The following is a 21,390-nucleotide window of genomic DNA, read 5'->3' on the forward strand; positions in this document are numbered from 1 at the left end:
CGCGACAACCAGGGAACGCAATGGACCACACGACAACATCCGGTATGGCGGACGATGTCCGTTCGCGGCGCGAGTTTCTGCGGGCTGGCTCGGCCTCGGCACTCATGCTTGCCTTGTCCGGCCCGGCGCTGGCCGGGGGTGAAAAGACCAGGGCCGAAGTGGAGGAGGCCGGCTCGCCACGGCCGGGCGGTCCGCTCCAGTCCGCGGGGGCCCTCGAGTTCGGGCCCGGCAATGTCCTCTTCGTCGGCGACATCACGGGCGCGGCCGTTCATGCGTTTGCGCTGAGGGAGTCGGACGTAACCTCTCAGGCCGACGTGGAGATGGGGAATTTTCATAACTTCGAAGGCCGCGATCTGGTCGTGGGTGTGGATCAGAAGCTTGCTGCGCTCTTCGGCACGACGGTCGGCAATATTGTCATTAACGATATGGCGGTCCATCAGCCGTCGCGGCAGATCTTCATGTCGGTCGAACGCGGCAGTGGACCAGGCGCCATGGCGGCGATCGTGAAGGTCGATCACGGCAAGCTCGAGTTGCTCGAACTCGACGGGATTGCGCACTCGAAAATGGCCATTCCAAACGAGCCGGACCAGAAGGCGATGCTGGAGTTCGAGCCCCAACAGGTCTATGCGATCACGGACGTCAAGTACTACAACGGCGAGGTTTTCGTGACGGGAATCTCGAATCAGCGCTTTGCATCGACGCTGTATCGCATCCCATACCCGTTCAGTTCCCGGCTGTCGACGAGCACCGTCGAAATCTGGCACCCGACGCACGGAGAGTTCGAAACGCGCGCCCCGATCGTGCGGCAACTGATCCGGGAGATGGATGGAAAACCGTACCTGTTTGCGGTGTACGGTTGCACGCCGCTCGTTCGCTTCCGCCTGGATGATTTGAAGGATGGCGCGCATGTGCGTGGGGACACGATCGGCGAGCTGGGCTATGGGTCGAATCCGCTGGATATGCTGACTTATACCGATCCGACCGACCATAAGGACTACTTGCTGGTGACCATCGATGTGCGCAGCGCGTCGCGTATCGAAGCTGCGGAGTTGACGACCGCGAAACCCGAGCCGACCGGTGGCCCCATCGACTTCGGGCCGGGCGGCCTCGGGCGCACGCAGCGCGATCTGCCGATCCGGGCGGAACATATCGCGATTCTCGATCCACGGTGGGCAGCCGTCATCTGGCGGCATCCGAAGACGTCCTGGCGACTGGACATCGGTACGCTGATGGTTCCGTACTTCTTCGACCGCAGATTGGGAATGGCGGAAATGAATTGGCCGAATGGTCCCGATCCGTTCCACTACCGCGAACATCGCAACGAGATCGACCACGCGTAGCCGGTGGGCAGATCGCACAACGAGACTGCGTGAGGATACCGATGACGCTCCAGCCAACATTGCGGGTCGAGCACGAGACACGGCCGGGCGGGGTAGCTTGCGTCGGCGTGCGCAACCTCGATGCGGATCTCGTCGAGTTTCTCGTCGAACACCAGGGAACGGCCCGCCAGTTGCGATCCGTGCTGCGTGTGAACGTCATCGATGCAGCCATGCCGGGCGGCGACGAACTTCCCGACGTGGCCGGAGGCCGGGGTGCGATTCATTCCGCGTTTTCCGTTCGAACCGGGCCGTCGCTATCGGGCAAGCTTCGATCCGCGGCCGCTCGGCCGACCTGAGTACGCGGACGTGCTGACGCTCGAATTCTCGCTACCGAACCCGATCGGCGCCGACCCGGCTTCGGTGACGGGTGTCTTTCCCTCCGCTGATGTGCTGCCGGAAAACCTGCTTCGCTTCTACGTTTGCTTTTCCAGCCCGATGCGGCGTGGCGGTGCCGAGGCGCAGATCCGCCTCATCGGCCCCGATGGACGGCCTGCACGCGACGTGCTCTATCGGCCAGCGGTAGAGCTTTGGGACAGGAGCATGCGATGCCTGACGGTTCTGCTTGATCCGGGCAGGCTGAAACGCTGGGTAGGCCCCAATCGGGAACTGGGCCCGCCGCTGACGATGGGGCAACGCTACGCACTGGCCATCGGCTCGGCAATGCTCGACTCGTCCGGTCGTCCTCTACGGCAGAATTTCTACAAGCCTTTCGTTGTCGGGCAGGCGGTTCGCGAGCCCATTGCGGTCGTGCATTGGACGGTGCTGCCGCCTGCGGTGCAGAGTTGTCAACCGCTGGAGATCGTGTTTCCCAGGCCGCTGGACTGGGCGTTGCTCCGGCGTGCGATTACGGTCGTGGGGGACGACGAACGGCCGCTATCAGGGCGCGTCGCGATCGAGCGGGGCGAAAGGCGCTGGACCTTTACGCCGGATTCGCCCTGGACGGCGACGCGGCCCGTCATTCGTGTCGCGCCGGACCTTGAAGACGTCTGCGGCAACAACCTGTTCGAGGCGTTTGACGGGCCGCTGCGAGCGCAGCGCGAATCGAGCGTCGAACGCACCCACCGCACGATTCGCTTGGAACTCGCACAAGCGGCGAGTTCCGCGTAACGAGCGTGGAGACAACCGTTCGCCTTCGGCGGCCCCTCGCTCACCACGGAATCGTCTGATTTTCCCAGCGGGTGAATGTCCCCGACGGGCCGTTCGGTCCCAGCAGAATGACGCGTACCGCTTCGCGCGCACCTTCCTCGACGGTCTCCGTGCCCGTATAGCCGTTCAGGTTCGTGCGGGTGTAGCCCGGCGAGACGGCGTTGACCCTGATGCCCTCCGGCTCCAGCTCGATCGCCATCGCAACGGTCAATGCGTTGAGCGCCGTCTTGGACGCGGGGTAGACCGGGCCGAAGATCGAGCGCCATTGGAACGCAGGGTCCGAGTTCGTCGTGAGCGACCCAACGCCACTCGACACGTTGAGGATGCAAGCGGCCGCCGATTTGCGCAGGAGCGGCAGCATCGCCTGATAAACGGCCAGCACGCCGAACACGTTGGTGTCCCACACCGCGCGCATTTCATCGATAGAGAGATTGCTCGGGCGGGTAGTTTTCGCGAAGTCCTCGACGGACTGGCCGGGCTGCCGGTTCGTGCTCGAAATCGCGGCGTTGTTGACGAGCACGTCGAGGCGGCCATGCTCGTCGCGAATACGCTGCGCGGCGGCAGCGATCGAAGCCTGGTCCGTCACATCGAGCTGGAGCGCACGCGCGTTCGGCCCAATCTCCTTCGCCGCGGCCTCACCGCGTTCGAGATTGCGCGATCCGACGAGCACCGTGAGGCCGTGTGACGCGAGATCCTTCGCGATCTGCAGACCGATTCCCTGATTGGCCCCGGTGATGAGGGCGATGGCATTGTCCTGCATGCAAATCTCCTGATGTTGATTAGCTCACCTCGGCTGCCCATGCTTCGGCATCGGCGCCGGCGGGAATGCGCATCGGAGTCGAAGGGTCGGTCGCCGCGCGCCATACGGCCTCGGCGACGTCCTGGGCCCGGGTGAGGGGGGACGCCGTGTCCTCCAGATGCGCGAGGACTTGTTTGACGAGACCGGCGTAGGCCTCGTTGTCGAAGCCGTGGATGTGGGCACGCGCGTTATCGCCAAAGCGTGTCTCCAGTGAGCGGCCCGGCAGCACGAGGCGTACCCGCACGCCGAACGGCTCGAGTTCCAGCGCCATCGACTCGGTGAACGCGTTCACCGCCGCCTTGCTGGCGCGGTACGCGCCGATCAGCGGCAGCGCCTTCAACGTCACACTCGACGTCACGTTCACGACGACGCCCGCCTTGCGCTCGCGGAACTGGGGCAGCACGGCCTGCGTCACCGCGATCGTGCCGAACGTGTTGGTCTCGAAGACCTCGCGCACGGCCTCGATCGGAACCAGTTCAGCCGGGGAAGCCGCGCCGTAGCCCGCATTGTTGACGAGGACGTCGATCGGGCCCGCGGCCATGACGGCCTCGCGTATGCTCTCCGGCTTCGTGACGTCGAGCGCGAGCACGCGCAGGCGTTCCGAAGGCGGCAGCACGTCGTCACGTGGCGTGCGCATCGTGGCGACGACCCGCCAGTCACGGGCCAGAAAGTAGCGGGCGATCTCGAGCCCGAATCCGGAAGAGCAGCCGGTGATCAGCACGGTTTGCATGGAATCTCCTTTGGCAAGGTTTGCGTGTGTCCATACGATAGATCGCGCAGACCGTACTTGCTACAATCAAAGATCCGAATTTCGTTTGCAGGAGTCCGGCCATGATCGATCCGTTGGCTGAAGTCGTGACGCTGCTGCAGCCGAGCGCGCGGTTCTCCAAACTCGTCCTCGGCGCCGGCCCCTGGCGCATCAGTCGTTCGGGTGCGGGCGAGCCGTTCTATTGCGTCATCCTCGACGGCGGGTGCTGCATCACGATCGACGATCACGCGCCGCTCGAACTCGTGGCCGGCGACTTCGTCCTGATTCCCGCGTCCTATGGCATCGAGGTGAGCAGCCTCGAGCCTCCGCCGCCGGACGTCGAGCCCGTGACGCCCGTCGCGCTGGGCAACAACGAATTCAGGATCGGCGCTGCGGACCACCCGGTCGACTCGCGCATGGTGGCGGGCCACTGCAGCTTCGGATCGCCGGATTCGTCCCTGCTGGTTTCGCTGCTGCCGCAACTCGTGCATGTCCGCGGCGAGGAGCGGCTGGCCACACTCGTCAAACTCGTGCGCGAGGAGTCGAGAGCGCAGCGGCCTGCGCGCGAAGTCGTGCTCTCCCGCCTGCTGGAAGTGCTCCTCATCGAAGCACTGCGATCCACGGCGGGAACGTATGCGCCACCGGGGCTCGTGCGCGGGCTCTCCGACAGCCGCCTCGCGGCCGCTATCCGGGAGATGCACGAGCACCCGACGAAGCCATGGACGGTTGCGGCGCTCGCGAAGCAGGCCGCGCTCTCGCGTTCGACGTTTTTCGAGCGCTTCAGCCGCGCGGTCGGCGTCGCGCCGATGGAATACCTGCTGACCTGGCGCATGGCGCTCGCGAAGGATCTGTTGCGTCGCAATCACGGCCGCATCGCCGAGATTGCGCAACTTGTGGGCTACAGTTCGGCCAGCACGTTCAGCGTTGCCTTTACGCGGCACGTCGGCCGGCCGCCCACGCAGTACGCGCGTGAGGAGCAGATGGCCCCGGATGGCGCGTAAGCAGGCGCAAGCGGGTTGCCGGCAGGGCTTGGGGCGCGCGCACTGCGAAGATCAACCCGGTCGCCTCTCGGAAGCCGGATCGGTAATGAGTCGCGTGCTGCGTCGGTAGGTGACGTAGGCCCAGAGCCAATCCAGCATGACCTTCGCCCTGTTCGGCCCTCCGGTGAGAAACGCGATATGTGCGGCGCCCCAGAACCACCAAGCCGGCGCACCCCACATGCGGATGGGGCCGATTTCTGCTACCGCGGCCTGACGCCCGATCGTTGCCAGGCTGCCGAAATGTCGATATCGAAACGGCGGCGGAGGACGGCGACCCGCAAGCTGTGCGTCGATCACGCGCGCGGCATATCTTCCCTGCTGTTTGGCGGCAGGCGCCAACCCCGGCACCGCTGCTCCGTTCCAGCCCAGACTCGCAGCGGCGTCGCCAATCGCATAGATGCCTTCAGCTGCCGCAACGGAGAGGTCGTCGTTCACCTTGATACGTCCGGACGCGTCTTCTGGCTGGTTTAGCCATCTGGCGACCGGAGACGCTGCCACTCCGGCAGCCCACAGGATGGTGCGGGAGGCAATGCGATCCTTGCCGAGGTCGGCGCCCTCCTGATCGACGCCCAGCACCCGGGTATCGAGGTAGATCGTGACCCCCAGCTTGCGAAGGGAACGTTCCGCGGCGGCAGACAAGGAAGGCGGGAACGTCGGCAGAACGCGGGGACCGGCATGAACCAGAATGACGCGCGAGGTCGACGGATCGATCGTGCGATATTCCTGATCCATCCCATGGTGCGCCAGTTCCGCGATGGCGCCGGCTAGCTCGATGCCCGTCGGTCCTCCGCCGACGATGATGAACGTCAGCCACGCGGCACGGGCTGCTTCGTCGGCGGCCGTTTCCGCTTCTTCAAATGCACGTAGCAGACGGCTCCTGATCGAGGTCGCGTCCTCGATGCTCTTGAGCCCGGGCGCGTACGGTGCCCAGTGATCGTTGCCGAAGTAACTGTGACGCGCGCCGGTCGCGAGTACGAGATAGTCGAATTTCAGGCTGGCTGCGCCGATCAGCACTTCGCGGGTGGCGGTGTCGATGCCTGTGACGCTTCCCAGACGGACCTGGACGTTTCGCTGTCCACGAAAGAGGCTTCGGATCGGCGTCGCGATTTCGCCGGGCGACAATGCCGCTGTGGCGATCTGATAGAGCAGAGGCTGAAACAGATGATGATTGCGCTGGTCGATGAGGGTGATGCGGCAGCGCGAATTGCGCAGGCCGCGAACGGTCTCGATCCCGCCAAAGCCACCGCCGACCACGACGACATGTGGACATTCATTGAGCGTGCCTTCTTCTTTCTCCGGGCGGTCGAGCACCCAGCGAGCGAGCCAATGATCCACCGAGATGACGCCGGGCCCCGTGGCGACGAACATCAGCAGCAGAAGCAGCATGGCCAGCCGGTCGTCCATGGACATGGCGATGCCGGCGAGCGGAACCATGGCGGCATAGATGAGCATCGCGGGCCGCGTCATGCAGCCGAAGGCGATGCTCAATGCGAGCAGCGCAGCGATCCATGAGGGGTACGCGAACAGTGCCGCGAGATCTTGATGGGCAGCCTGCCCGAAAAGGGAAGGCGTCAATGCGGAAGCGAGACTGAGCGACGCCGCTATGCCTGCGCGCGAGACGAGCAGGAGCACAGGGGACACATACCGTTCGATCAGCGCATAGCATTTCCTGACCTGTCGGGCCGGGCCAAGTGGCGCCCACGCCAGGCCTCGCGCCAACATCGCGTCGAGGGAGAAGGTTCCCGGACCCAGCACGACCAGCCACGCGAGCAAAACAAGCGTTGTGCCGCCCGGACCGAGGGCGATCGATCCGTAGCCGCCAACGAGCAACACGAGCGCGATGGGCCGGGTCAGCAGGCCAGCGGTGAGCAGGAGCGGCACGATACCGTGCAGTGCTGCCTCCACGCTGGACGGCGCATGTAATCCGGCGCCGGTTGAGCCGCCCGGATTGCCTTGCGCCATGGCCATGATCTGATGCACGAGCACGACCTGCCCGAACCAGACGCGAGTGGCAAGCAGCAGCCACGGCATGCAAAGCGCGCGTACTGTGGGCGCGAAGCGGACCAGGGGTTTGAAGGCGTTCCAGAACATACGGCACCCTTTCGAGCGAACCATCACGGCGCATGCGGCGTCGACGCGAATCTCACCAGCGCAGACAACGCGGCGCCACGGCCGAGCCGACTACGGTCGTGATGACGATGGCGAGCACGTACCAGACTCCCCAGAACGGGACCGCCATCTCCGAGCAATACAGCGAGTACACGAGCAATCCCTGCGCGCCGGCCAGCAGACCCGCGCCTGCGCCGGCCAGGGCGAGGCGCGTCGGCGCGAGTTGCTTCATCGCGCGCAATATCGCAGCGAGCGAGGGCAGCGAGAGCAGCACGACGTTCGCCGTCGCCGTGCGCCATGTCGTCCCGAGCATCAACTCGAGCCGGTAGCCCGGCGGCGTCGCCAGCAGAACGCAGCCGGCGGCGAGCAGCATGGAGGCCACCGGCAGCGCCGCCGCGAGCCCGGCGAGCCTCAGGCGCGCGCCGGGGCGGCCCAGCCGCTCGGCGAGCGCCACGGCCGCGGCGATGATCGCGAGCGGGAACGCGAGGCGCACCCAGAACATCGTCGTGAGGATCAGCTCGGGCATGTCGCTGCGCACGCCGTACAGCGCAACCAGCAGGGCCGCGCTGCCGGCGAGACCGTGCAGCAGCGCGCGCGTGAGCAGCCTCGGAACGGCGTTGCGCTCGATGGGCGACACGTCGCTCGCGAGCCGGGTGACCAGCTCTCGCGTTTTCATGACCGGTACGCGCGGTCTCCGAGCAGGTAGTCGATCGATATCACGCCGGGGCCCCAGGCGGCGATGCCGAGCGCCATGGCGGCCCATGTGATGTGGATCGGCCAGCCGTCCGGCACCGTCAGCTCGATGATGCAGGTCATCAGCAGCAATCCGGCGGCTGCGAAGCGCGTGCCGAACCCGAGCACGAGCAGCACCGGGAAACCGACCTCGCCGCACGCGGAGAGGAACGCGAAGAGGGCCGGCGCCGGAAACGGATACGGACCGCCGGGCAGATGGAGCTTGAATTCGTCGGTGAAGAGATCGATGGCCGTGTCGTTGAGCTGCAGGAAACCGTGCCACTTGAGAATGCCCGATTTCCAGAAAGGCACGGCCAGCGCAATGCGCAGCACGAGCTGCACGAACGACGGTTGGGCGAGCCGTTCGATGAAGCGCCGGGCGCGGCCGATCGCGTGCGCGACGTTGCCCGCGAAAGACGGTCTGGAGTCCTGTCGAGTTTGCATGATGGTTACGCTCCTGGTTGAACGGCGGCGAACACGCCGGCCGAAATCATCGCGGCCAGGCTGGCCGGCAGGTCGAAGGCCTCGCTCTCCTCGAAGGCTGCCTGCGCGGCGGCGCCGAGCGGCATGCCCTCGATGAGAGCGAGCAGAAACGCAGCGCCGCCCGCAGGCAGGCGCGAGACGATCACGTCGTAATCGGGCCGCGTGACGAGCGCGTCTTCCGCATCGCTCGAATGCAGCGCGGTGACCGGGCCGGGCGCCCGGTTCATCGCGAAGATCGCGACGGCAGGGTAGCGCGAGCGCACGATGCGCGCGGCCGGATGCGGGACAAAGCGCAGCTGCGCGAGCGAATCCGCATCGATGCCCGCGAATGCGTCGGCCGCAAGCGGTGCGGCGTCCCGGGCGTGCCAGGCGTCGAGCCACGCGCGCTCGATGCGTGCCGTATCCGCAAGCCACGGCATGTCACGCGCGTACTCCCAGCTTTCGATGAACGACGGAAAGTCGCGTCCGTACTCGAACAGGAGCGGCGAAGCCGGCGGCGCGGCGCGCACGTGACAGCGCGCCATCGCACGGAAGAACTCGACGCCCGTGATGCGCTGCACGGCGGGATAGATCGCGGCCAGCGCATCGATGAGGCTGACCGTGACGTTGTTGCGATAGACGTTGTAGCGCTTGACGACACCCTTGCCGTGCGCCGCCACGACACCGTTCGGTGCGGCGAGGTCGGGGTTCGTCAGTCCCGGCGCGAAGGCCGTCGCGTAGTCGCTCGTGGCTTGTTCAGGCTTCATGGCCGGTGCGCTCCAGGAGGGATGTATCGGACTCCGATGCATTGTCGAGAAAAAGTTCGGAGACGATGCGACGGGCCGCCAACGCTTGCGCGCGCAGTTCGGGCCACGCAGGCAACTGGCTGTCCCATTCGATCAGTGTCGGTATGGGCCCGGTGCGCGCGACCACGTCGCGGTAGAGCGCCCAGACCGGATCGGAGACGGCGCGGTCGTGGCTGTCGATCAGCAGTGGCGCGTGCTCGTCGTCGTGCTGCTCGCTGTAGCCGGCCAGGTGAATCTCGCCGACGTATTCGAGAGGAAAATCCGCGAGATACGCGCGTGCCGCATAACCGTGATTGGTCGCCGAAACGAAAACGTTGTTGACGTCGAGCAGCAGCCCGCAGCCCGTGCGCTGCGCGACCGCATGGATGAATTCCGTTTCGCTCATCGTCGACGCGGCGAACGCCACGTACGTCGACGGATTCTCGAGCAGCATCGGACGTCCAATGGCTGCCTGCATCTCATCGATGTGTTCGCAGACCTTATCGAGGGTCGCCTTCGTATAAGGCAGGGGCAGCAGATCGTTGAAGAACGTGCCGCCGTGCGAAGACCACGCGAGGTGTTCGGAAACGACTGCGGGTTCGTAGCGCGCGACCAGCTCGCCAAAGCGCGCGAGATGGCCGGCGTCGAGGCGGTCCGGTCCGCCGATCGACATGCACACACCGTGCAGCGAGACCGGATAGCGCTCGCGGATCGCGTGCAATGCGCGGTGCGGCGGCCCGCCAGCGCCCATATAGTTCTCGGCGTGCACCTCGAAGAAGCCGTCCTGCAGTCCGTCTTCGAGAATCGCCGCGAGATGCTCATGCCTGAAGCTCGTGCCTACGAGCGCAGCCGCGCCGGGCGCCGTGCGAAAGGGGCGGCCGGACCTCGCCGCTGATTGCATGGAAGTGTTCATGACCGTCCCCTCTCGTGGTCGTAGCGATCAGGACTTGATCGGCGTGAGCGAGCCGTGGCCACCGCTGGGCACGACGATGCTCGCGCAGGTGCCGCCCTGAACGAACTTCCACGAGTTGCCCTGGAAGTCGACCGTCGAGGTCCCCTGACAGGTCGTGCCGGGACCGGCGGCGCAGTCGTTTTGCCCCTTCAGCGCGACGCCGAAGCACTTCTCCTTGTGAGCGGCGACGGCGGCGCTCATCTCTTCCTTCGTGAGCGGTGCGGCATGCGCGACTGAAGCCAGCAGGCTGGCAACGGCACCTGCAAGCAGGGCGGAACTAACAGTGGTCTTTGCGGACATGGACGTTCTCCAGTGATTGAGATTTGAGGTATCCGTCGCGGATACACCAGCTAATTCGCGCGACGCTGGAGGCCGGTTACACCGGTCGATTTTTTTTGCGTGAAGATATTCGAAGGGAGAGGGGGGAGCTTGCGAGCGCAAAAAAAAGCGCTTCCGGCTGTAACCGGAAGGCCTGAACGAACGAACTAACGCGCGATGTCGATCGCGGCGGTAAAACTTCTATGCGCTAGCGCGACGACTACTGTCCGAGCATGGAGAGCGCCTCACGCACCGGCGCGAGGGAGACGGCAACGATTCCGCCGAGCGGCGTGTTCATTTCCAGGATCAGAAAGATGGCGATGGAGGTGGATATCGCGCCCAGAAAGAACGTGACGACGACAGTCGCGTTGGGTGAGGTGAACAGCCCGAACGAGCCGAAGATGATGCACAGCCACAACACGAGCGTCAGCAGTAGCGGCATCGGGGTCGAGCCTGCCGCCTGCAGCAGCGCAAGTTCGCGCATCGCCAGCACGTCGCCGGCGATCTGAATGGCGCGCGACTGTAGCCGGCGTTGCGTTTCGCTGGTCGGCGACAGTTCCGCCAGCTTGCGTTGAATATTTTCCCCGCGTTTGAGCTCCTCGGGGCTGCGCATGCCCGACAGCTGAGCCGGATCGCCGGAACTGATCTTCTGGATGCCGGTGGCGAGGCCCTGCTTCAGCAAGGCCCGGATCTCCTGCGTCTCCGGACCGTACTGGGCCAGTGTGCGATCGAGCAGAATGATGTCGGTGGCGTCGCGTACGACCGCGGCGTTCGCGGCATCGAACGAGCTTTTCGCCGACGAGATCAGCAGCCCGAGCACCAATGCGGCCATGGTGGCGATCAATCCAATCGTCAGCTTAATGACGCTGACCGATTCGTCGCCGAGATGGCGTTCCGGCAGCCTGGTGTGCAGATACAGGCCGAGCAGGGCGCTGGTGAACACGCAGGCAAACACAATGACCGCAATGCCGAGATGGTGCATTGTTCGACTCTCCGTTTTCGCGTGCAGGCGCGGTTGCTTTCGCTGGATGCCTGAACGACTATCTTCTATTACACGCCATGTAATTGGCGAGGCTGCGGCGCATCACTACTCTTCGCTTGTCGTGTCATCGCCCCTTGATGCACGTGTCCACCTCCCAAGGAAATATCATGGCTAACTTCCCCGTATATACACTCGAATCGGCACCGGAAGGCTCGAAACCGGCATTTCGAGGTCTTGCCGAAGCATTCGGCATGGTCCCCAACATTGCCGGCGCAATTGCCGGTTCGCCAAAGCTGATCAATGGCCTGACCGCCGTGTTTCAGCAGGTTCACGGCGGCAGCTTTACGGAGGCACAGGTTCAGACCCTGTTGCTCACGAATGCCGTCACCAATGGCAGCACCTGGCCCGTCGCCTTCCACACCTTCCTCGCACTCAAGGAAGGGCTCAGCGAAGCCGACGTGCATGCCATTCGCGCCCGTCGTCTGCCGGCCGACGCGAAGCTGGCGGCGCTTTCGCATCTCGCGCGCACGTTGATCGACAAGCGTGGCCGTCTCGACGACGAGGATGTTGCGTCCTTCACTGCCGCCGGCTTTGCTCCGGCTCTGGTGCTCGAGGTCATCCTGGTTGTCGCTGCGTCGACGATGACGAACTATACCGGCAGCGTTGCCAACCCGCCGCTCGAGGAGATGTTCCAGCAGTACGCGTGGCAGGGTTAAGGACCGGGCGTTGATGCGCCAGAGAGGGGGCGGTAGTCGACCGTTCGCCTCCTCGATGGTCACGCCCGGTGTTCTGCATTCCAAACGGAGACGGTTATGACGATTCCTCTGGACGTTCACCTGAAACTTGGCGGGATCATCTTCCCGAACATGGACCAGTGCGATTTCACGGGACCTTTCGAGGCGCTGGCGCGAGTGCCGAATTCGTCGTTCATGACGCTCTGGAAGGACAAGAACCCGGTTCGCGATCTGGCGGGCATGCAGTTGCTCGCCGACACCACGTTCGAAGAGGCGCCGCAGCTCGATGTCCTCCTCGTGCCGGGCGGACACGGCCAGGAGGCCTTGATGCACGACGAAACCGTTCTGTCGTTCATTCGCAGCCAGGCAGCCGGCGCGCGCTACGTCTTTTCGGTCTGTACCGGCGCGCTGCTCTGCGGTGCGGCTGGCCTGCTGCATGGCAAGCATGCCACGACGCACTGGACGGCAATGGACGTCCTCCCGCTCTATGGCGCGATTCCCAGCGGCGAGCGTGTGGTGATCGACGGGCAGATGATCAGCGCGGGCGGCGTGACGTCGGGAATCGATGGCTCCCTGATCGTGGTCTCGCTGCTGCGGGGAGAGACGGTCGCCCAGGAGCTGCAACTGTATATGGCTTATGACCCGCAGCCACCGTTCCAGTCCGGCTCTCCTGAAAAGGCACCGGCGCACATCCTGGCAACGGTGACCGAACGGGCGCAAGCCATTACCGAAAAGCGGATGGCTACCGGACGCGTCTACCAGGACCGAATGCGCATGTCTGGAAGATGAGGCAGGCGCGGAATAGTGTTCGCCCGCAAGGTGTTCTGTTGACGCAAAGAAGATTCGCGCAGCGAAGCAAAGCCATCGAGACCCTTGGTCATCTGAGAAAGGAGGCAAGACAATGGAAACGCAATCGGGCACCTTGACGTCTGAAACCGGGAACGCAACTGCCGCTTCCCCGCAAAAGCTGCTGCAGCTGGCCATGGGTTTCTGGGCCTCGAAGACGCTGCTGTCCGCAGTCGAACTCGACCTGTTCACCGTTCTGGGCAGAGGGCCGCGCACAGCAACACAACTGATGGAGCAAATGCAGTTGCATCCGAGATCGGCACAGGATTTTCTCGACGCGCTGGTCGCGCTAGGGGTCCTGGATCGAGACGACGTTCTATACCGGAATACCCCTGAGACCGGTGCATTTCTGGACCGAGCGAGGCCGGGTTGTATCGCCGGATTTTTGCTCATGGCCAACAACCGCTTATATCCGTTCTGGGGCTCGCTGACCGAGGCGTTGCGCACGGGGCTGCCGCAGAACGAAGCAAAGCAAGGCGGCGACCCGTTCGAGGCAATCTATCGCGACGAACGCGGGCTCCGTGAGTTTCTGGGCGCAATGAGCGGTGTCAGCCTGGATCTGGCGAAGGAGATTGCGCAAAAATTTCCCTGGCAGAACTATCGCTCGGTCGTCGATGTCGGCACCGCGCAGGGCGCCCTCGTGGCGGAGATTACGCGTACGCACGAGCATCTTGCGGGAATTGGGTTCGATCTGCCCGCGGTCGCTCCGGTGTTCAACGACTACATCGCCGCGAACGCGCTACAGGATCGAATCCGCTTTCATCCGGGCGACTTCTTCAAGGACGCGTTGCCTTCCGCCGACGTCCTCGTGATGGGACACATTCTTCACGACTGGAATCTCGAACAGAAGCGCGAATTGCTCGCGAGGAGTTATCAGGCGTTGCCCGCCGGCGGATGTCTGATCGTCTATGACGCGATGATCGACGACGAGCGCAGGCACAATGCGTTCGGCTTGCTGATGAGTCTGAACATGCTGATCGAGACGCCCGGCGGTTTCGACTATACCGCCAGGCAGTGCCGCGAATGGATGGCCGAGGCGGGCTTTCGGGAGATCAGAGTCGAACCGCTGGGCGGGCAGAACGCGATGGTGATTGGCGTCCGCTAGCGGTCGAGATGTGACAGCATGGGCGGCAGGTAACGTGTGCCTGCGGTCTGGTGTCCGGCAAGGAAACTCCGGATGCGATCCAGTTCCGCAGGCGTCAGACGAACTGACGCTGCGCTCACGTTTTCCTCGAGGTATTTGCGCCGCTTGGTGCCGGGGATCGGGACCAGATCGTCACCTTGCGCGAGCAGCCACGCGAGCGCGAGCTGGCCCGGTGTCACGGACTTCTCGTCGGCAAAGGCCTTGATGAAATCTGCGAGCTTGACGTTCGTATCGAAGTTGCTGCCCTGGATGCGCGGATCGTTGGCGGCCCGCCAGTCGTCGGCGGGAAGGTCCTCCGCCCGCGTGGCGTTGCCGGTCAGGAAGCCCCGGCCAAGCGGACTGTAGGGCACAAAGCCGATACCCAGTTCGCGCAGGGCCGGCAACACCTTGTCTTCGACGCCGCGCTCAAAGAGCGAATACTCGCTTTGCACGGCCGAGACGGGTTGCACGGCATGGGCGCGCCGGATGGTATCGACGCTCGCTTCCGACAAGCCGAAATAGCGAACCTTGCCCGCGGCGATCGCATCCTTGACCGCGCCCGCCACATCCTCGATCGGTACGGCGGGATCCACGCGATGCTGGTAGAGCAGATCGATGTGACCGGTCTGCAACCGGGCCAGCGACGCGTCGATCACCGCCTTGATATGCTCGGGGCGGCTGTCGAGGCCGCGTACTCCGTTGTCGATCTTGAAGCCGAATTTCGTTGCGATCGTCACCGCGTGACGACGCCCTTTCAGCGCGCGTCCGAGCAGTTCCTCGTTGGCGAAAGGACCATAGATCTCCGCGGTATCGAGGAATGTGCAACCCAGTTCGATCGCCCGATGGATCGTGGCGATCGACTCGGCGTCATCGGGTGTGCCGTACGCGTAGGACATCCCCATGCATCCCAGCCCGATCTCCGAAACGACGAGTCCTTCACGTCCAAGCTTGCGCGTGTTCAGCATATTGCCCTCCTGTGATGGCTAGCTACCTAGAATGGCACGCGCGTCGGAGACGTGTTAGCACGATACTCTTGATTCCTTGCACGATTCTTCGATGGCTGTTTCAGTGGGCGGCAATACGCCCGGCGGTCATCGCACGCTGCAACCTTTGCTAACGTACAACACGCATGCGCGCCTGTTGCTGCCCCGGGGGAGCACCGAATCAACCTGCGGCATTACATCGCGTTTGCATCTTCCCAGCGGCATTTCTCGTCCAGTCCATATAAGATGCATTGCAAATGAATGTATTGGCGAGAGCGATCATGACCGTCTTTCGAATCGAAGAACCCACCCCCGCGGCCCGCGGCGGTTTCGCGCTGTGGGCGCTCGGCTTCCGGCCGTTCTACCTTGGTGGCGCGCTCTTTGGCGGCGCGGCGCTGCTGGCCTGGATGGCCGCGTATGCCGGTCATCCGTTGCCGGGTTTCAGTTCGTACTTGCCCGGCATGTTCTGGCACGCCCACGAAATGATTTTCGGCTTCGGCGCAGCGATCGTGGCGGGCTTTTTGCTGACCGCCGTGCGCGCGTGGACGTCGGTCACGCCGGCGCAGGGCAAGTCGCTGGCGGCGCTGTGGCTGCTGTGGCTCGCCGGGCGCATCACCGTTGCCTACGCACCGTCTGGCGTCGCCGCCGTGGTCGACAGCCTCTTTCTCCCCGCCTGCGCGCTCGTGCTGCTGCGCGTGCTCATCGGCGCAAAGAACAGCCACAACATCTTCTTGCCGGTCGCGCTCGGCATGCTCGCCGCGCTCAACGTAGCATTTCATCTTTCGATGCTGGCCGGCCGCGCGGACTGGACGCTGCACAGCGCGTATCTCGCCGTGGGCATGCTGGTGCTGTTCATCACGATCATCGGCGGGCGCATCATCCCGTCGTTCACGGCCAATGCCGTGCCCAACTACGCGGCGCAGCGCTGGAACGCGATCGAGCGCGCGGTGATGCCGCTCAGCGCGCTGGCGTTCGTGCTCGACGCCGCGCTCGGCTCCGGCGTGCTCGTGGCGATCGCCGCGTTCGCGGCGGCGTGCGCACAAGGCGTGCGGATCTGCGGGTGGCGTTCGTGGCGCGTCGGCAACCGCCCGATCCTGACTATCCTGCACGTCGCCTATGCCTGGATACCCGTCGGTTTCGTGCTGCTCGGGCTCGCCGCAATGGGTTCAGTCGCGCATACGCTCGCCATTCACGCGTTCACGGTGGGCGCGATCGGCTGCGCGATCATGGCGATGATCACACGCACGGCGCGCGGACATACGGGCCGCAAGCTGGTGGCGGGCGGCTTCGATACCGCCTGCTATGTGTTGCTCGTGCTCGCCGCGCTGATTCGCGTGGTGGGACCCTGGCTCGCGCCGCAGTGGCTCACATTCTGGATCGAAGCGTCGGGCGCATGCTGGGTCGTTGCGTTCGCGGCTTACTGTTATCGCTACGCGGGCTGGCTCGTTGCGCCGCGTGTCGATGGTAAGGAGGGCTGATCCATCGGCCTTGCACACGGCGTATCGCGCGAGTATGTTGGCTGCGAGGGCCGCACGCGCGTAACGCCTTGGGTCCGCCGATGAAGGAGGGTGTGCAATGCATCACTCTGTTCAGATCGCAGGCGCGGCCTGTCTCGTCTTTGTAACCTCCGTGCAGGCTCAAACGTCAGCTTCTGCGCCGCCAGCGGCTGAGGTTCCCGAGCGCATGCCTTACGACATTCCTTACGGTTCGCCTATCGGGCTCGATGCGGCGAAGCATCTGCTTGCGCTTGCCGAAGCCGAGGCGCGCAGGCACGACTGGAAAATGAACATCGCCGTGGTCGATCCGCATGGCGATCTCGTTGCCTTCGAGCGCATGGATGGCGCGCAATACGCCTCCGTCGAGATTTCGCAGAACAAGGCGCGCACGTCCGCGCGCTTTCGCCGCGAGACCCGCGTTTTCTATAACCAGTTCGAGAGCGGTCATGCCTATGTTGCCACGCTCGTGCCGGACCTCGTGGCTTCGCCCGGCGGCTTTCCGTTGGTCGAGGACGGCAAGGTGATCGGTGCGATCGGCTGCAGCGGCGGCACGGGCGATCAGGATGCCATCACGTGCAAGGCGGCGGCTTCCACCGTGAAGTGAACGCGTGAAACGCAGAAGCTTCTTCCGTCAATGCGGCGAGCCGTATCCCTGCACCTTCAGCAGATGCTCGCGCATGCAACGCGCGGCGGTTTCGCCGTCGCGGGCGAGAATCGCATCGACGATGGACTGGTGCTGCTGCGCGAAATGATGGCGCGTGGTCTGATCCGTGGTCTTTTCACGCTGGGTCGGCTTGATCCGCATGCCGTTGATCACTTCCATGAGGGCAATGATCGCGGGGTTGCGCGAGGCCTGGGCGATCAGCAGGTGAAAGCGCTGGTCCCATAGTTGCCACTCCTCATCGGTTTTCGACGTCGCGTTCCGTTTTGCGCACTTCTCCAGTTCGGCCAGATCCTCGGGCGTGGCCTTGGCGGCGGCAAGACCGGCTAACGCCGGTTCGAACATGAGGCGCATCTCCGCAATGTCGGCCGGGCTCGTACGCGAGCGCAGGCCGCGCAGCGTGGGCGCGAACTTCAGCGGCCGCGCGCCCAGATACGTGCCGCGCCCCACGCCGCGCCAGATTCGACCCGACGCTTCCAGCGAAGCAAGCGCCTCGCGCAGTTCACGGCGGCTCACGCCGAGGTCCTCGGCGAGCTTGCGTTCGGGAGGCAACGCGTCGCCGTCTTTCAGGCGGTGTTGTGCGATGTAGGCAAGCAGGTGGTCGAGCGCGGACCTTTCCATGATGTAGCGTGGACCAATTTGAATTGGTTCGATTCTAGCAGCTGTGTTGCGGCGCGCCACCGTGCGCTCGTCAAAATCGACAAAGTCCACAGGATTCCGTGGATATTGCAGGGTTAACACCGGGTGCGGCCGAGATTCTTCCTTCGTAAGCTGAGCGTGAAAGGTTTTGGAACCAATCATGAATGGTTCGCCCACCCGTCGAACCTTTCACACAGGGAGTGGAAGATGTCGTTTACAACGCGGCCGGAGCTGCTCGGGACCTTCGGGATGGTGGCGTCCACGCATTGGCTCGCGAGTGCGTCGGCGATGGCGGTGCTCGAGAAGGGCGGCAACGCGTTCGACGCGGCGGCGGCGGCCGGCTTCGTGCTGCAGATCGTCGAGCCGCATCTCAACGGTCCCGGCGGCGAGTTGCCCGTCGTGTTCTACAGCGCGCGGGAAGACCGCGTGCGCGTGCTGTGCGGCCAGGGGGTGACGCCGGCGGCCATGACGATCGAACGCATGCGCGCGCTTGGGCTCGAAGTCGTGCCGGGCACCGGCCTGCTGCCCGCCGTGGTGCCGGGCGCGTTCGGCGCATGGATGACGATGCTGCGCGACTACGGGCAACTGCCGCTCGAAGACGTGCTGAGCTACGCGATCGGCTACGCGGAGAACGGCTACCCCGTGCTGCCGCGCATGTGCGCGTCGATTCTCGCGATCAAGGACTTCTTCCTCAGCGAATGGACGACCTCCGCCGAGCAATGGCTGCGCGACGGCGACGCCCCCGCGCCGAACGCGCTGTTCGCCAATCCCGCCATTGCCGCCACGTACCGCCGCATCCTGCGGGAGGCGAGCGCGAAAAGCGACCGCGCGGAGCAGTGCGAACTCGCGCGCTCGGCGTTCTACCGCGGCTTCGTGGCCGACGCGATCGACCAGTATTTCCGCTCGACCGACGTGCTCGACACCTCCGGTCTTCGCAATCGCGGCCTGCTCGATGCGGACGATCTCGCACGCTGGGAGCCCACCTACGAGGAAGCGCTCTCGTACGACTACGCGGGCCTGCGCGTGCACAAAACAGGACCGTGGGGCCAGGGGCCGATGTTCCTGCAACAACTCGCGCTGCTCAAGGGCTTCGATCTGGGCGCGATGGATCCGCTCGGTGCGGATTTCGTGCACACGGTCATCGAAACGTCGAAGCTCGCGTTTGCCGATCGCGACGTGTTCTATGGCGATCCACGCTTTGCCGACGTGCCGATGGGAACGCTGCTGAGCGACGCGTACAACGACGCGCGCCGCCGTCTCGTCGATCCGCACAAGGCCTCGTTCGAATTCCGCCCCGGGCCGCTTCTCGACAGCGAGGCGCGGGCAGCGCGCATTCTCGCCAACGCGGGCCGGCAGCAGCCGGGCGGCTTCGGGCAGGGCGAGCCGACGTTCGCACCGCTGCCCGAATTGCGCGGCGATACCGTGCACCTCGACGTGGTCGATCGCTGGGGCAACATGGTCTCGGCCACGCCGTCGGGCGGCTGGCTGCAGGCGTCGCCCGCGGTGCCCGGCCTCGGCTTCAACGTCACCACGCGCGCGCAGATGTTCTGGATGGAAGAGGGCCTGCCTTCGTCGCTCGGGCCGGGCCGGCGTCCACGCACGACCCTCTCGCCCACGCTCGTCACGCGCGAGGGCAAGCCCTATGCGGCGTTCGGCACGCCGGGCGGCGACCAGCAGGATCAATGGTCGATGCAGCTGTTCCTGCGGCACGTGCATGCGGGCATGAACCTGCAGGCCGCCGTGGACGCGCCCTCGTTCCAGACCGCGCATTTCCCCGGCTCGTTTTATCCGCGCTCGATGCAGCTCGGCAAGATGTCGGCCGAGTCGCGCTTTCCCGAAGCCACGCTCGCCGAATTGCGCTCGCGCGGGCACGATCTCACGGTGGCCGAGCCATGGGGGCTCGGGCGCGTGTGCGCGGTGGGCATGCGCAACGGACTCATGCGCGGCGCGGCCACGCCGCGCCAGATGCAGGCCTATGCGATCGGCCGCTGACCACGCGCCACGCTCAACCGGAACCGACCCACCATGTCCAACGTCGCCGCCCGACTCGAACGACTGCCGCTCGCGGGCTTCCATCGCAAACTGCTGCTGATCGGCGGGCTCGGCTATATGTTCGACGGGCTGGACTCGTCGTCGCTCGCCTTTTTGCTGCCGGTGGTGAGCAAGCTGTGGCATTTGACGAGCGCCGAAACGGGACTCGTCGCCAGCAGCACGTATATCGGCTACTTTTTTGGCGCGTTTCTCTCGGGCGTGCTGGCCGACGTGATTGGCCGCCGCCGCATCATGATGAGCGCGCTGGCAATCTATTGCGCGGCGTCCATGGCGAGCGCCACCGCGCACGACTGGCACACGTTTTTCGCGCTGCGCATGCTCGCGGGCTTCGGTTCGGGCGCTGAGACGGTCGTCATCGCACCGTTCCTCGCGGAATTCGTGCCGCGGCGCTATCGCGGCATGTTCTGCGGCGCGCTCGTCGGCTTCATGTCGTTCGGATATCTAAGTTCGTCGATTCTTGGCTATACCGTCGTGCGCAATTTCTCAGACGGCTGGCGCTATCTCGCCGTGCTAACCTCGCTGCCGGTCGTGATGCTGCTCTGGTGGCGCCGGACGTTGCCCGAGTCGCCGCGCTGGCTCGAAAGCCGCGGACGCTCCGCCGAAGCCGACAGCATCGTGCGGGCGATCGAGTCTCGCTACGAGCAGGAGGGCATTGCGCTGGCGCCGCTGGGCTCGGTGGGCGCGATTCCCGCCGCGGCGCAAGGCAGCGGCAGTGCACTGCAAAACGTGCTGACGTTGTTCTCACGCCGGCTCGTGGGCACGACGGCGGTGAGCTGGCTGATGTGGTTCTCCGTGGCGTTCGCGTACTACTCGTTCTTTTCCTGGATTCCGAGCCTGCTCGTCAAGGAAGGCCTGACGCTCACCAAGAGCTTCGGTTATTCGATTGCCATTTATGGTGCGCAGATTCCCGGCTATTTCTCGGCGGCGTGGCTCAATGAGCGGATCGGCCGCAAGGGCGTCGTGGCCTCTTACATGACGCTCGGTGGGCTCGCCGCAATCGCACTGGCTTTCTCGCATACGGGCGTGCAGATCACGGTGGCGGGCGTGTGCCTCTCGTTCTTCATGAACGGCGCGTTTGCGGGCGTCTATGCCTATACGCCGGAGGTTTTCCCGACGGCGGTACGCACGACCGGTACGGGATCGTCGTCTTCGTTCGGTCGTATCGGCTCGGTGAGCGCGCCGATTCTGGTCGGTCTCGTGTATCCGGCGTTCGGCTTCTTCGGCGTGTTCGCCATGACGACCGCCGTATTGCTGGCGGGCGCTTGCGTCGTGTTCTTCCTCGGCATCGAAACCCGCAATCGCTCGCTTGAAGACATCGAGGCGAGCGGCGCGCAGGCGGACTTCGACGCGCACAAGCCGCTCGCCCGCGACGGGCTGCGCGGCTGAGCGCTCGCCACTCTCACT

General features: G+C 64.7%; 22 protein-coding genes. 10 read left to right on the forward strand and 12 right to left on the reverse strand.

Annotated elements, in window-relative coordinates; translation table 11 throughout:
* Positions 1-20: 20 nt before the first annotated feature.
* Entirely contained in the window at positions 21-1,340 is a 1,320-nt protein-coding gene (locus tag AB4Y40_RS18655) for a hypothetical protein (RefSeq protein WP_368689002.1), read from the forward strand.
* On the opposite strand, the gene AB4Y40_RS18660 is transcribed toward AB4Y40_RS18655, so the two are convergent.
* Complete coding sequence (locus tag AB4Y40_RS18660; RefSeq protein ID WP_368689003.1) at positions 1,304-1,603, reverse strand: hypothetical protein; 300 nt, start codon at positions 1,601-1,603, stop codon at positions 1,304-1,306. The genes AB4Y40_RS18655 and AB4Y40_RS18660 overlap by 37 nt on opposite strands.
* Here AB4Y40_RS18660 and AB4Y40_RS18665 point away from each other — a divergent pair.
* Complete coding sequence (locus AB4Y40_RS18665; RefSeq protein ID WP_368689004.1) at positions 1,593-2,486, forward strand: hypothetical protein; 894 nt, start codon at positions 1,593-1,595, stop codon at positions 2,484-2,486. The genes AB4Y40_RS18660 and AB4Y40_RS18665 overlap by 11 nt on opposite strands.
* A 40-nt stretch (positions 2,487-2,526) precedes the next feature.
* Here the strand turns inward: AB4Y40_RS18665 and AB4Y40_RS18670 are convergent, their stop codons facing one another.
* Positions 2,527-3,285 (reverse strand): SDR family oxidoreductase, encoded by a 759-nt coding sequence (locus AB4Y40_RS18670; RefSeq protein ID WP_368689005.1) that lies wholly within the window; start codon positions 3,283-3,285, stop codon positions 2,527-2,529.
* Positions 3,286-3,304: 19 nt separating this feature from the next.
* Entirely contained in the window at positions 3,305-4,054 is a 750-nt protein-coding gene (locus AB4Y40_RS18675; protein ID WP_368689006.1) for an SDR family oxidoreductase, read from the reverse strand.
* A gap of 101 nt (positions 4,055-4,155) precedes the next feature.
* On the opposite strand from AB4Y40_RS18675, the gene AB4Y40_RS18680 reads away from it, so the two are divergent.
* Positions 4,156-5,073 (forward strand): cupin domain-containing protein, encoded by a 918-nt coding sequence (locus AB4Y40_RS18680; RefSeq protein WP_368689007.1) that lies wholly within the window; start codon positions 4,156-4,158, stop codon positions 5,071-5,073.
* Positions 5,074-5,124: 51 nt separating this feature from the next.
* Here AB4Y40_RS18680 and AB4Y40_RS18685 read toward each other — a convergent pair whose 3' ends face one another.
* The 7 genes from AB4Y40_RS18685 to AB4Y40_RS18715 form a co-directional block, all read right to left on the reverse strand.
* Entirely contained in the window at positions 5,125-7,203 is a 2,079-nt protein-coding gene (locus AB4Y40_RS18685; protein ID WP_368689008.1) for an NAD(P)/FAD-dependent oxidoreductase, read from the reverse strand.
* 52 nt (positions 7,204-7,255) lie between these two features.
* Positions 7,256-7,897, reverse strand: coding sequence for a DUF1109 domain-containing protein (locus AB4Y40_RS18690; protein WP_368689009.1), 642 nt, complete (start codon positions 7,895-7,897; stop codon positions 7,256-7,258).
* Positions 7,894-8,397, reverse strand: a complete 504-nt coding sequence (locus tag AB4Y40_RS18695; protein ID WP_368689010.1) for a DoxX family protein — start codon at positions 8,395-8,397, stop codon at positions 7,894-7,896. The genes AB4Y40_RS18690 and AB4Y40_RS18695 overlap by 4 nt, the downstream gene beginning before the upstream one ends.
* A 5-nt stretch (positions 8,398-8,402) precedes the next feature.
* Positions 8,403-9,182, reverse strand: coding sequence for a putative DNA-binding domain-containing protein (locus tag AB4Y40_RS18700; RefSeq protein WP_368689011.1), 780 nt, complete (start codon positions 9,180-9,182; stop codon positions 8,403-8,405).
* Complete coding sequence (locus AB4Y40_RS18705) at positions 9,172-10,101, reverse strand: DUF692 domain-containing protein (protein WP_368689081.1); 930 nt, start codon at positions 10,099-10,101, stop codon at positions 9,172-9,174. The genes AB4Y40_RS18700 and AB4Y40_RS18705 overlap by 11 nt, the downstream gene beginning before the upstream one ends.
* A gap of 39 nt (positions 10,102-10,140) precedes the next feature.
* A complete protein-coding gene (locus AB4Y40_RS18710) occupies positions 10,141-10,452 on the reverse strand; it encodes a DUF2282 domain-containing protein (RefSeq protein ID WP_368689012.1) in 312 nt (103 codons plus the stop codon).
* A 238-nt stretch (positions 10,453-10,690) separates the two neighbouring features.
* A complete protein-coding gene (locus tag AB4Y40_RS18715; RefSeq protein ID WP_368689013.1) occupies positions 10,691-11,452 on the reverse strand; it encodes a hypothetical protein in 762 nt (253 codons plus the stop codon).
* Positions 11,453-11,619: 167 nt separating this feature from the next.
* Between AB4Y40_RS18715 and AB4Y40_RS18720 the strand changes: the two genes are divergently transcribed.
* The 3 genes from AB4Y40_RS18720 to AB4Y40_RS18730 all read left to right on the forward strand — a co-directional run bounded on the left by AB4Y40_RS18720 (position 11,620) and on the right by AB4Y40_RS18730 (position 14,137).
* On the forward strand, positions 11,620-12,168 hold the full coding sequence (locus tag AB4Y40_RS18720) for a carboxymuconolactone decarboxylase family protein (RefSeq protein ID WP_368689014.1): 549 nt from the start codon (positions 11,620-11,622) through the stop codon (positions 12,166-12,168).
* A gap of 96 nt (positions 12,169-12,264) precedes the next feature.
* Positions 12,265-12,975, forward strand: a complete 711-nt coding sequence (locus AB4Y40_RS18725) for a DJ-1/PfpI family protein (RefSeq protein WP_368689015.1) — start codon at positions 12,265-12,267, stop codon at positions 12,973-12,975.
* 112 nt (positions 12,976-13,087) lie between these two features.
* Entirely contained in the window at positions 13,088-14,137 is a 1,050-nt protein-coding gene (locus AB4Y40_RS18730) for a methyltransferase (RefSeq protein ID WP_368689016.1), read from the forward strand.
* Here the strand turns inward: AB4Y40_RS18730 and AB4Y40_RS18735 are convergent.
* A complete protein-coding gene (locus AB4Y40_RS18735; protein WP_368689017.1) occupies positions 14,134-15,120 on the reverse strand; it encodes an aldo/keto reductase in 987 nt (328 codons plus the stop codon). The genes AB4Y40_RS18730 and AB4Y40_RS18735 overlap by 4 nt on opposite strands.
* Positions 15,121-15,419: 299 nt before the next feature.
* Here AB4Y40_RS18735 and AB4Y40_RS18740 point away from each other — a divergent pair, with 299 nt between their 5' ends.
* On the forward strand, positions 15,420-16,616 hold the full coding sequence (locus AB4Y40_RS18740) for an NnrS family protein (RefSeq protein WP_368689018.1): 1,197 nt from the start codon (positions 15,420-15,422) through the stop codon (positions 16,614-16,616).
* A gap of 205 nt (positions 16,617-16,821) precedes the next feature.
* A complete protein-coding gene (locus AB4Y40_RS18745) occupies positions 16,822-17,238 on the forward strand; it encodes a heme-binding protein (RefSeq protein WP_368689019.1) in 417 nt (138 codons plus the stop codon).
* Positions 17,239-17,265: 27 nt separating this feature from the next.
* Here the strand turns inward: AB4Y40_RS18745 and AB4Y40_RS18750 are convergent, their stop codons facing one another.
* The gene (locus tag AB4Y40_RS18750; RefSeq protein WP_368689020.1) at positions 17,266-18,111 is read right to left on the reverse strand and encodes a FadR/GntR family transcriptional regulator; all 846 of its coding nucleotides are present in this window, start codon (positions 18,109-18,111) and stop codon (positions 17,266-17,268) included.
* Between the two features lie 30 nt (positions 18,112-18,141).
* On the opposite strand from AB4Y40_RS18750, the gene AB4Y40_RS18755 reads away from it, so the two are divergent.
* Entirely contained in the window at positions 18,142-19,926 is a 1,785-nt protein-coding gene (locus tag AB4Y40_RS18755) for a gamma-glutamyltransferase family protein (protein ID WP_368689021.1), read from the forward strand.
* Between the two features lie 33 nt (positions 19,927-19,959).
* The gene (locus AB4Y40_RS18760; protein WP_368689022.1) at positions 19,960-21,372 is read left to right on the forward strand and encodes an MFS transporter; all 1,413 of its coding nucleotides are present in this window, start codon (positions 19,960-19,962) and stop codon (positions 21,370-21,372) included.
* Positions 21,373-21,390: the final 18 nt, after the last annotated feature.

The sequence above is a fragment of the Paraburkholderia sp. EG287B genome, from assembly GCF_040965595.1.
GTDB lineage: Bacteria > Pseudomonadota > Gammaproteobacteria > Burkholderiales > Burkholderiaceae > Paraburkholderia.

Coding starts and splice junctions, on each gene's coding strand:
- AB4Y40_RS18655 (WP_368689002.1), top strand. CDS start 21: ATGGACCACACGACAACATCCGGTATGGCGGACGATGTCCGTTCGCGG.
- AB4Y40_RS18660 (WP_368689003.1), bottom strand. CDS start 1,603: ATGAATCGCACCCCGGCCTCCGGCCACGTCGGGAAGTTCGTCGCCGCC.
- AB4Y40_RS18670 (WP_368689005.1), bottom strand. CDS start 3,285: ATGCAGGACAATGCCATCGCCCTCATCACCGGGGCCAATCAGGGAATC.
- AB4Y40_RS18675 (WP_368689006.1), bottom strand. CDS start 4,054: ATGCAAACCGTGCTGATCACCGGCTGCTCTTCCGGATTCGGGCTCGAG.
- AB4Y40_RS18680 (WP_368689007.1), top strand. CDS start 4,156: ATGATCGATCCGTTGGCTGAAGTCGTGACGCTGCTGCAGCCGAGCGCG.
- AB4Y40_RS18685 (WP_368689008.1), bottom strand. CDS start 7,203: ATGTTCTGGAACGCCTTCAAACCCCTGGTCCGCTTCGCGCCCACAGTA.
- AB4Y40_RS18690 (WP_368689009.1), bottom strand. CDS start 7,897: ATGAAAACGCGAGAGCTGGTCACCCGGCTCGCGAGCGACGTGTCGCCC.
- AB4Y40_RS18695 (WP_368689010.1), bottom strand. CDS start 8,397: ATGCAAACTCGACAGGACTCCAGACCGTCTTTCGCGGGCAACGTCGCG.
- AB4Y40_RS18700 (WP_368689011.1), bottom strand. CDS start 9,182: ATGAAGCCTGAACAAGCCACGAGCGACTACGCGACGGCCTTCGCGCCG.
- AB4Y40_RS18705 (WP_368689081.1), bottom strand. CDS start 10,101: ATGCAATCAGCGGCGAGGTCCGGCCGCCCCTTTCGCACGGCGCCCGGC.
- AB4Y40_RS18710 (WP_368689012.1), bottom strand. CDS start 10,452: ATGTCCGCAAAGACCACTGTTAGTTCCGCCCTGCTTGCAGGTGCCGTT.
- AB4Y40_RS18715 (WP_368689013.1), bottom strand. CDS start 11,452: ATGCACCATCTCGGCATTGCGGTCATTGTGTTTGCCTGCGTGTTCACC.
- AB4Y40_RS18720 (WP_368689014.1), top strand. CDS start 11,620: ATGGCTAACTTCCCCGTATATACACTCGAATCGGCACCGGAAGGCTCG.
- AB4Y40_RS18725 (WP_368689015.1), top strand. CDS start 12,265: ATGACGATTCCTCTGGACGTTCACCTGAAACTTGGCGGGATCATCTTC.
- AB4Y40_RS18730 (WP_368689016.1), top strand. CDS start 13,088: ATGGAAACGCAATCGGGCACCTTGACGTCTGAAACCGGGAACGCAACT.
- AB4Y40_RS18735 (WP_368689017.1), bottom strand. CDS start 15,120: ATGCTGAACACGCGCAAGCTTGGACGTGAAGGACTCGTCGTTTCGGAG.
- AB4Y40_RS18740 (WP_368689018.1), top strand. CDS start 15,420: ATGACCGTCTTTCGAATCGAAGAACCCACCCCCGCGGCCCGCGGCGGT.
- AB4Y40_RS18745 (WP_368689019.1), top strand. CDS start 16,822: ATGCCTTACGACATTCCTTACGGTTCGCCTATCGGGCTCGATGCGGCG.
- AB4Y40_RS18755 (WP_368689021.1), top strand. CDS start 18,142: ATGTCGTTTACAACGCGGCCGGAGCTGCTCGGGACCTTCGGGATGGTG.
- AB4Y40_RS18760 (WP_368689022.1), top strand. CDS start 19,960: ATGTCCAACGTCGCCGCCCGACTCGAACGACTGCCGCTCGCGGGCTTC.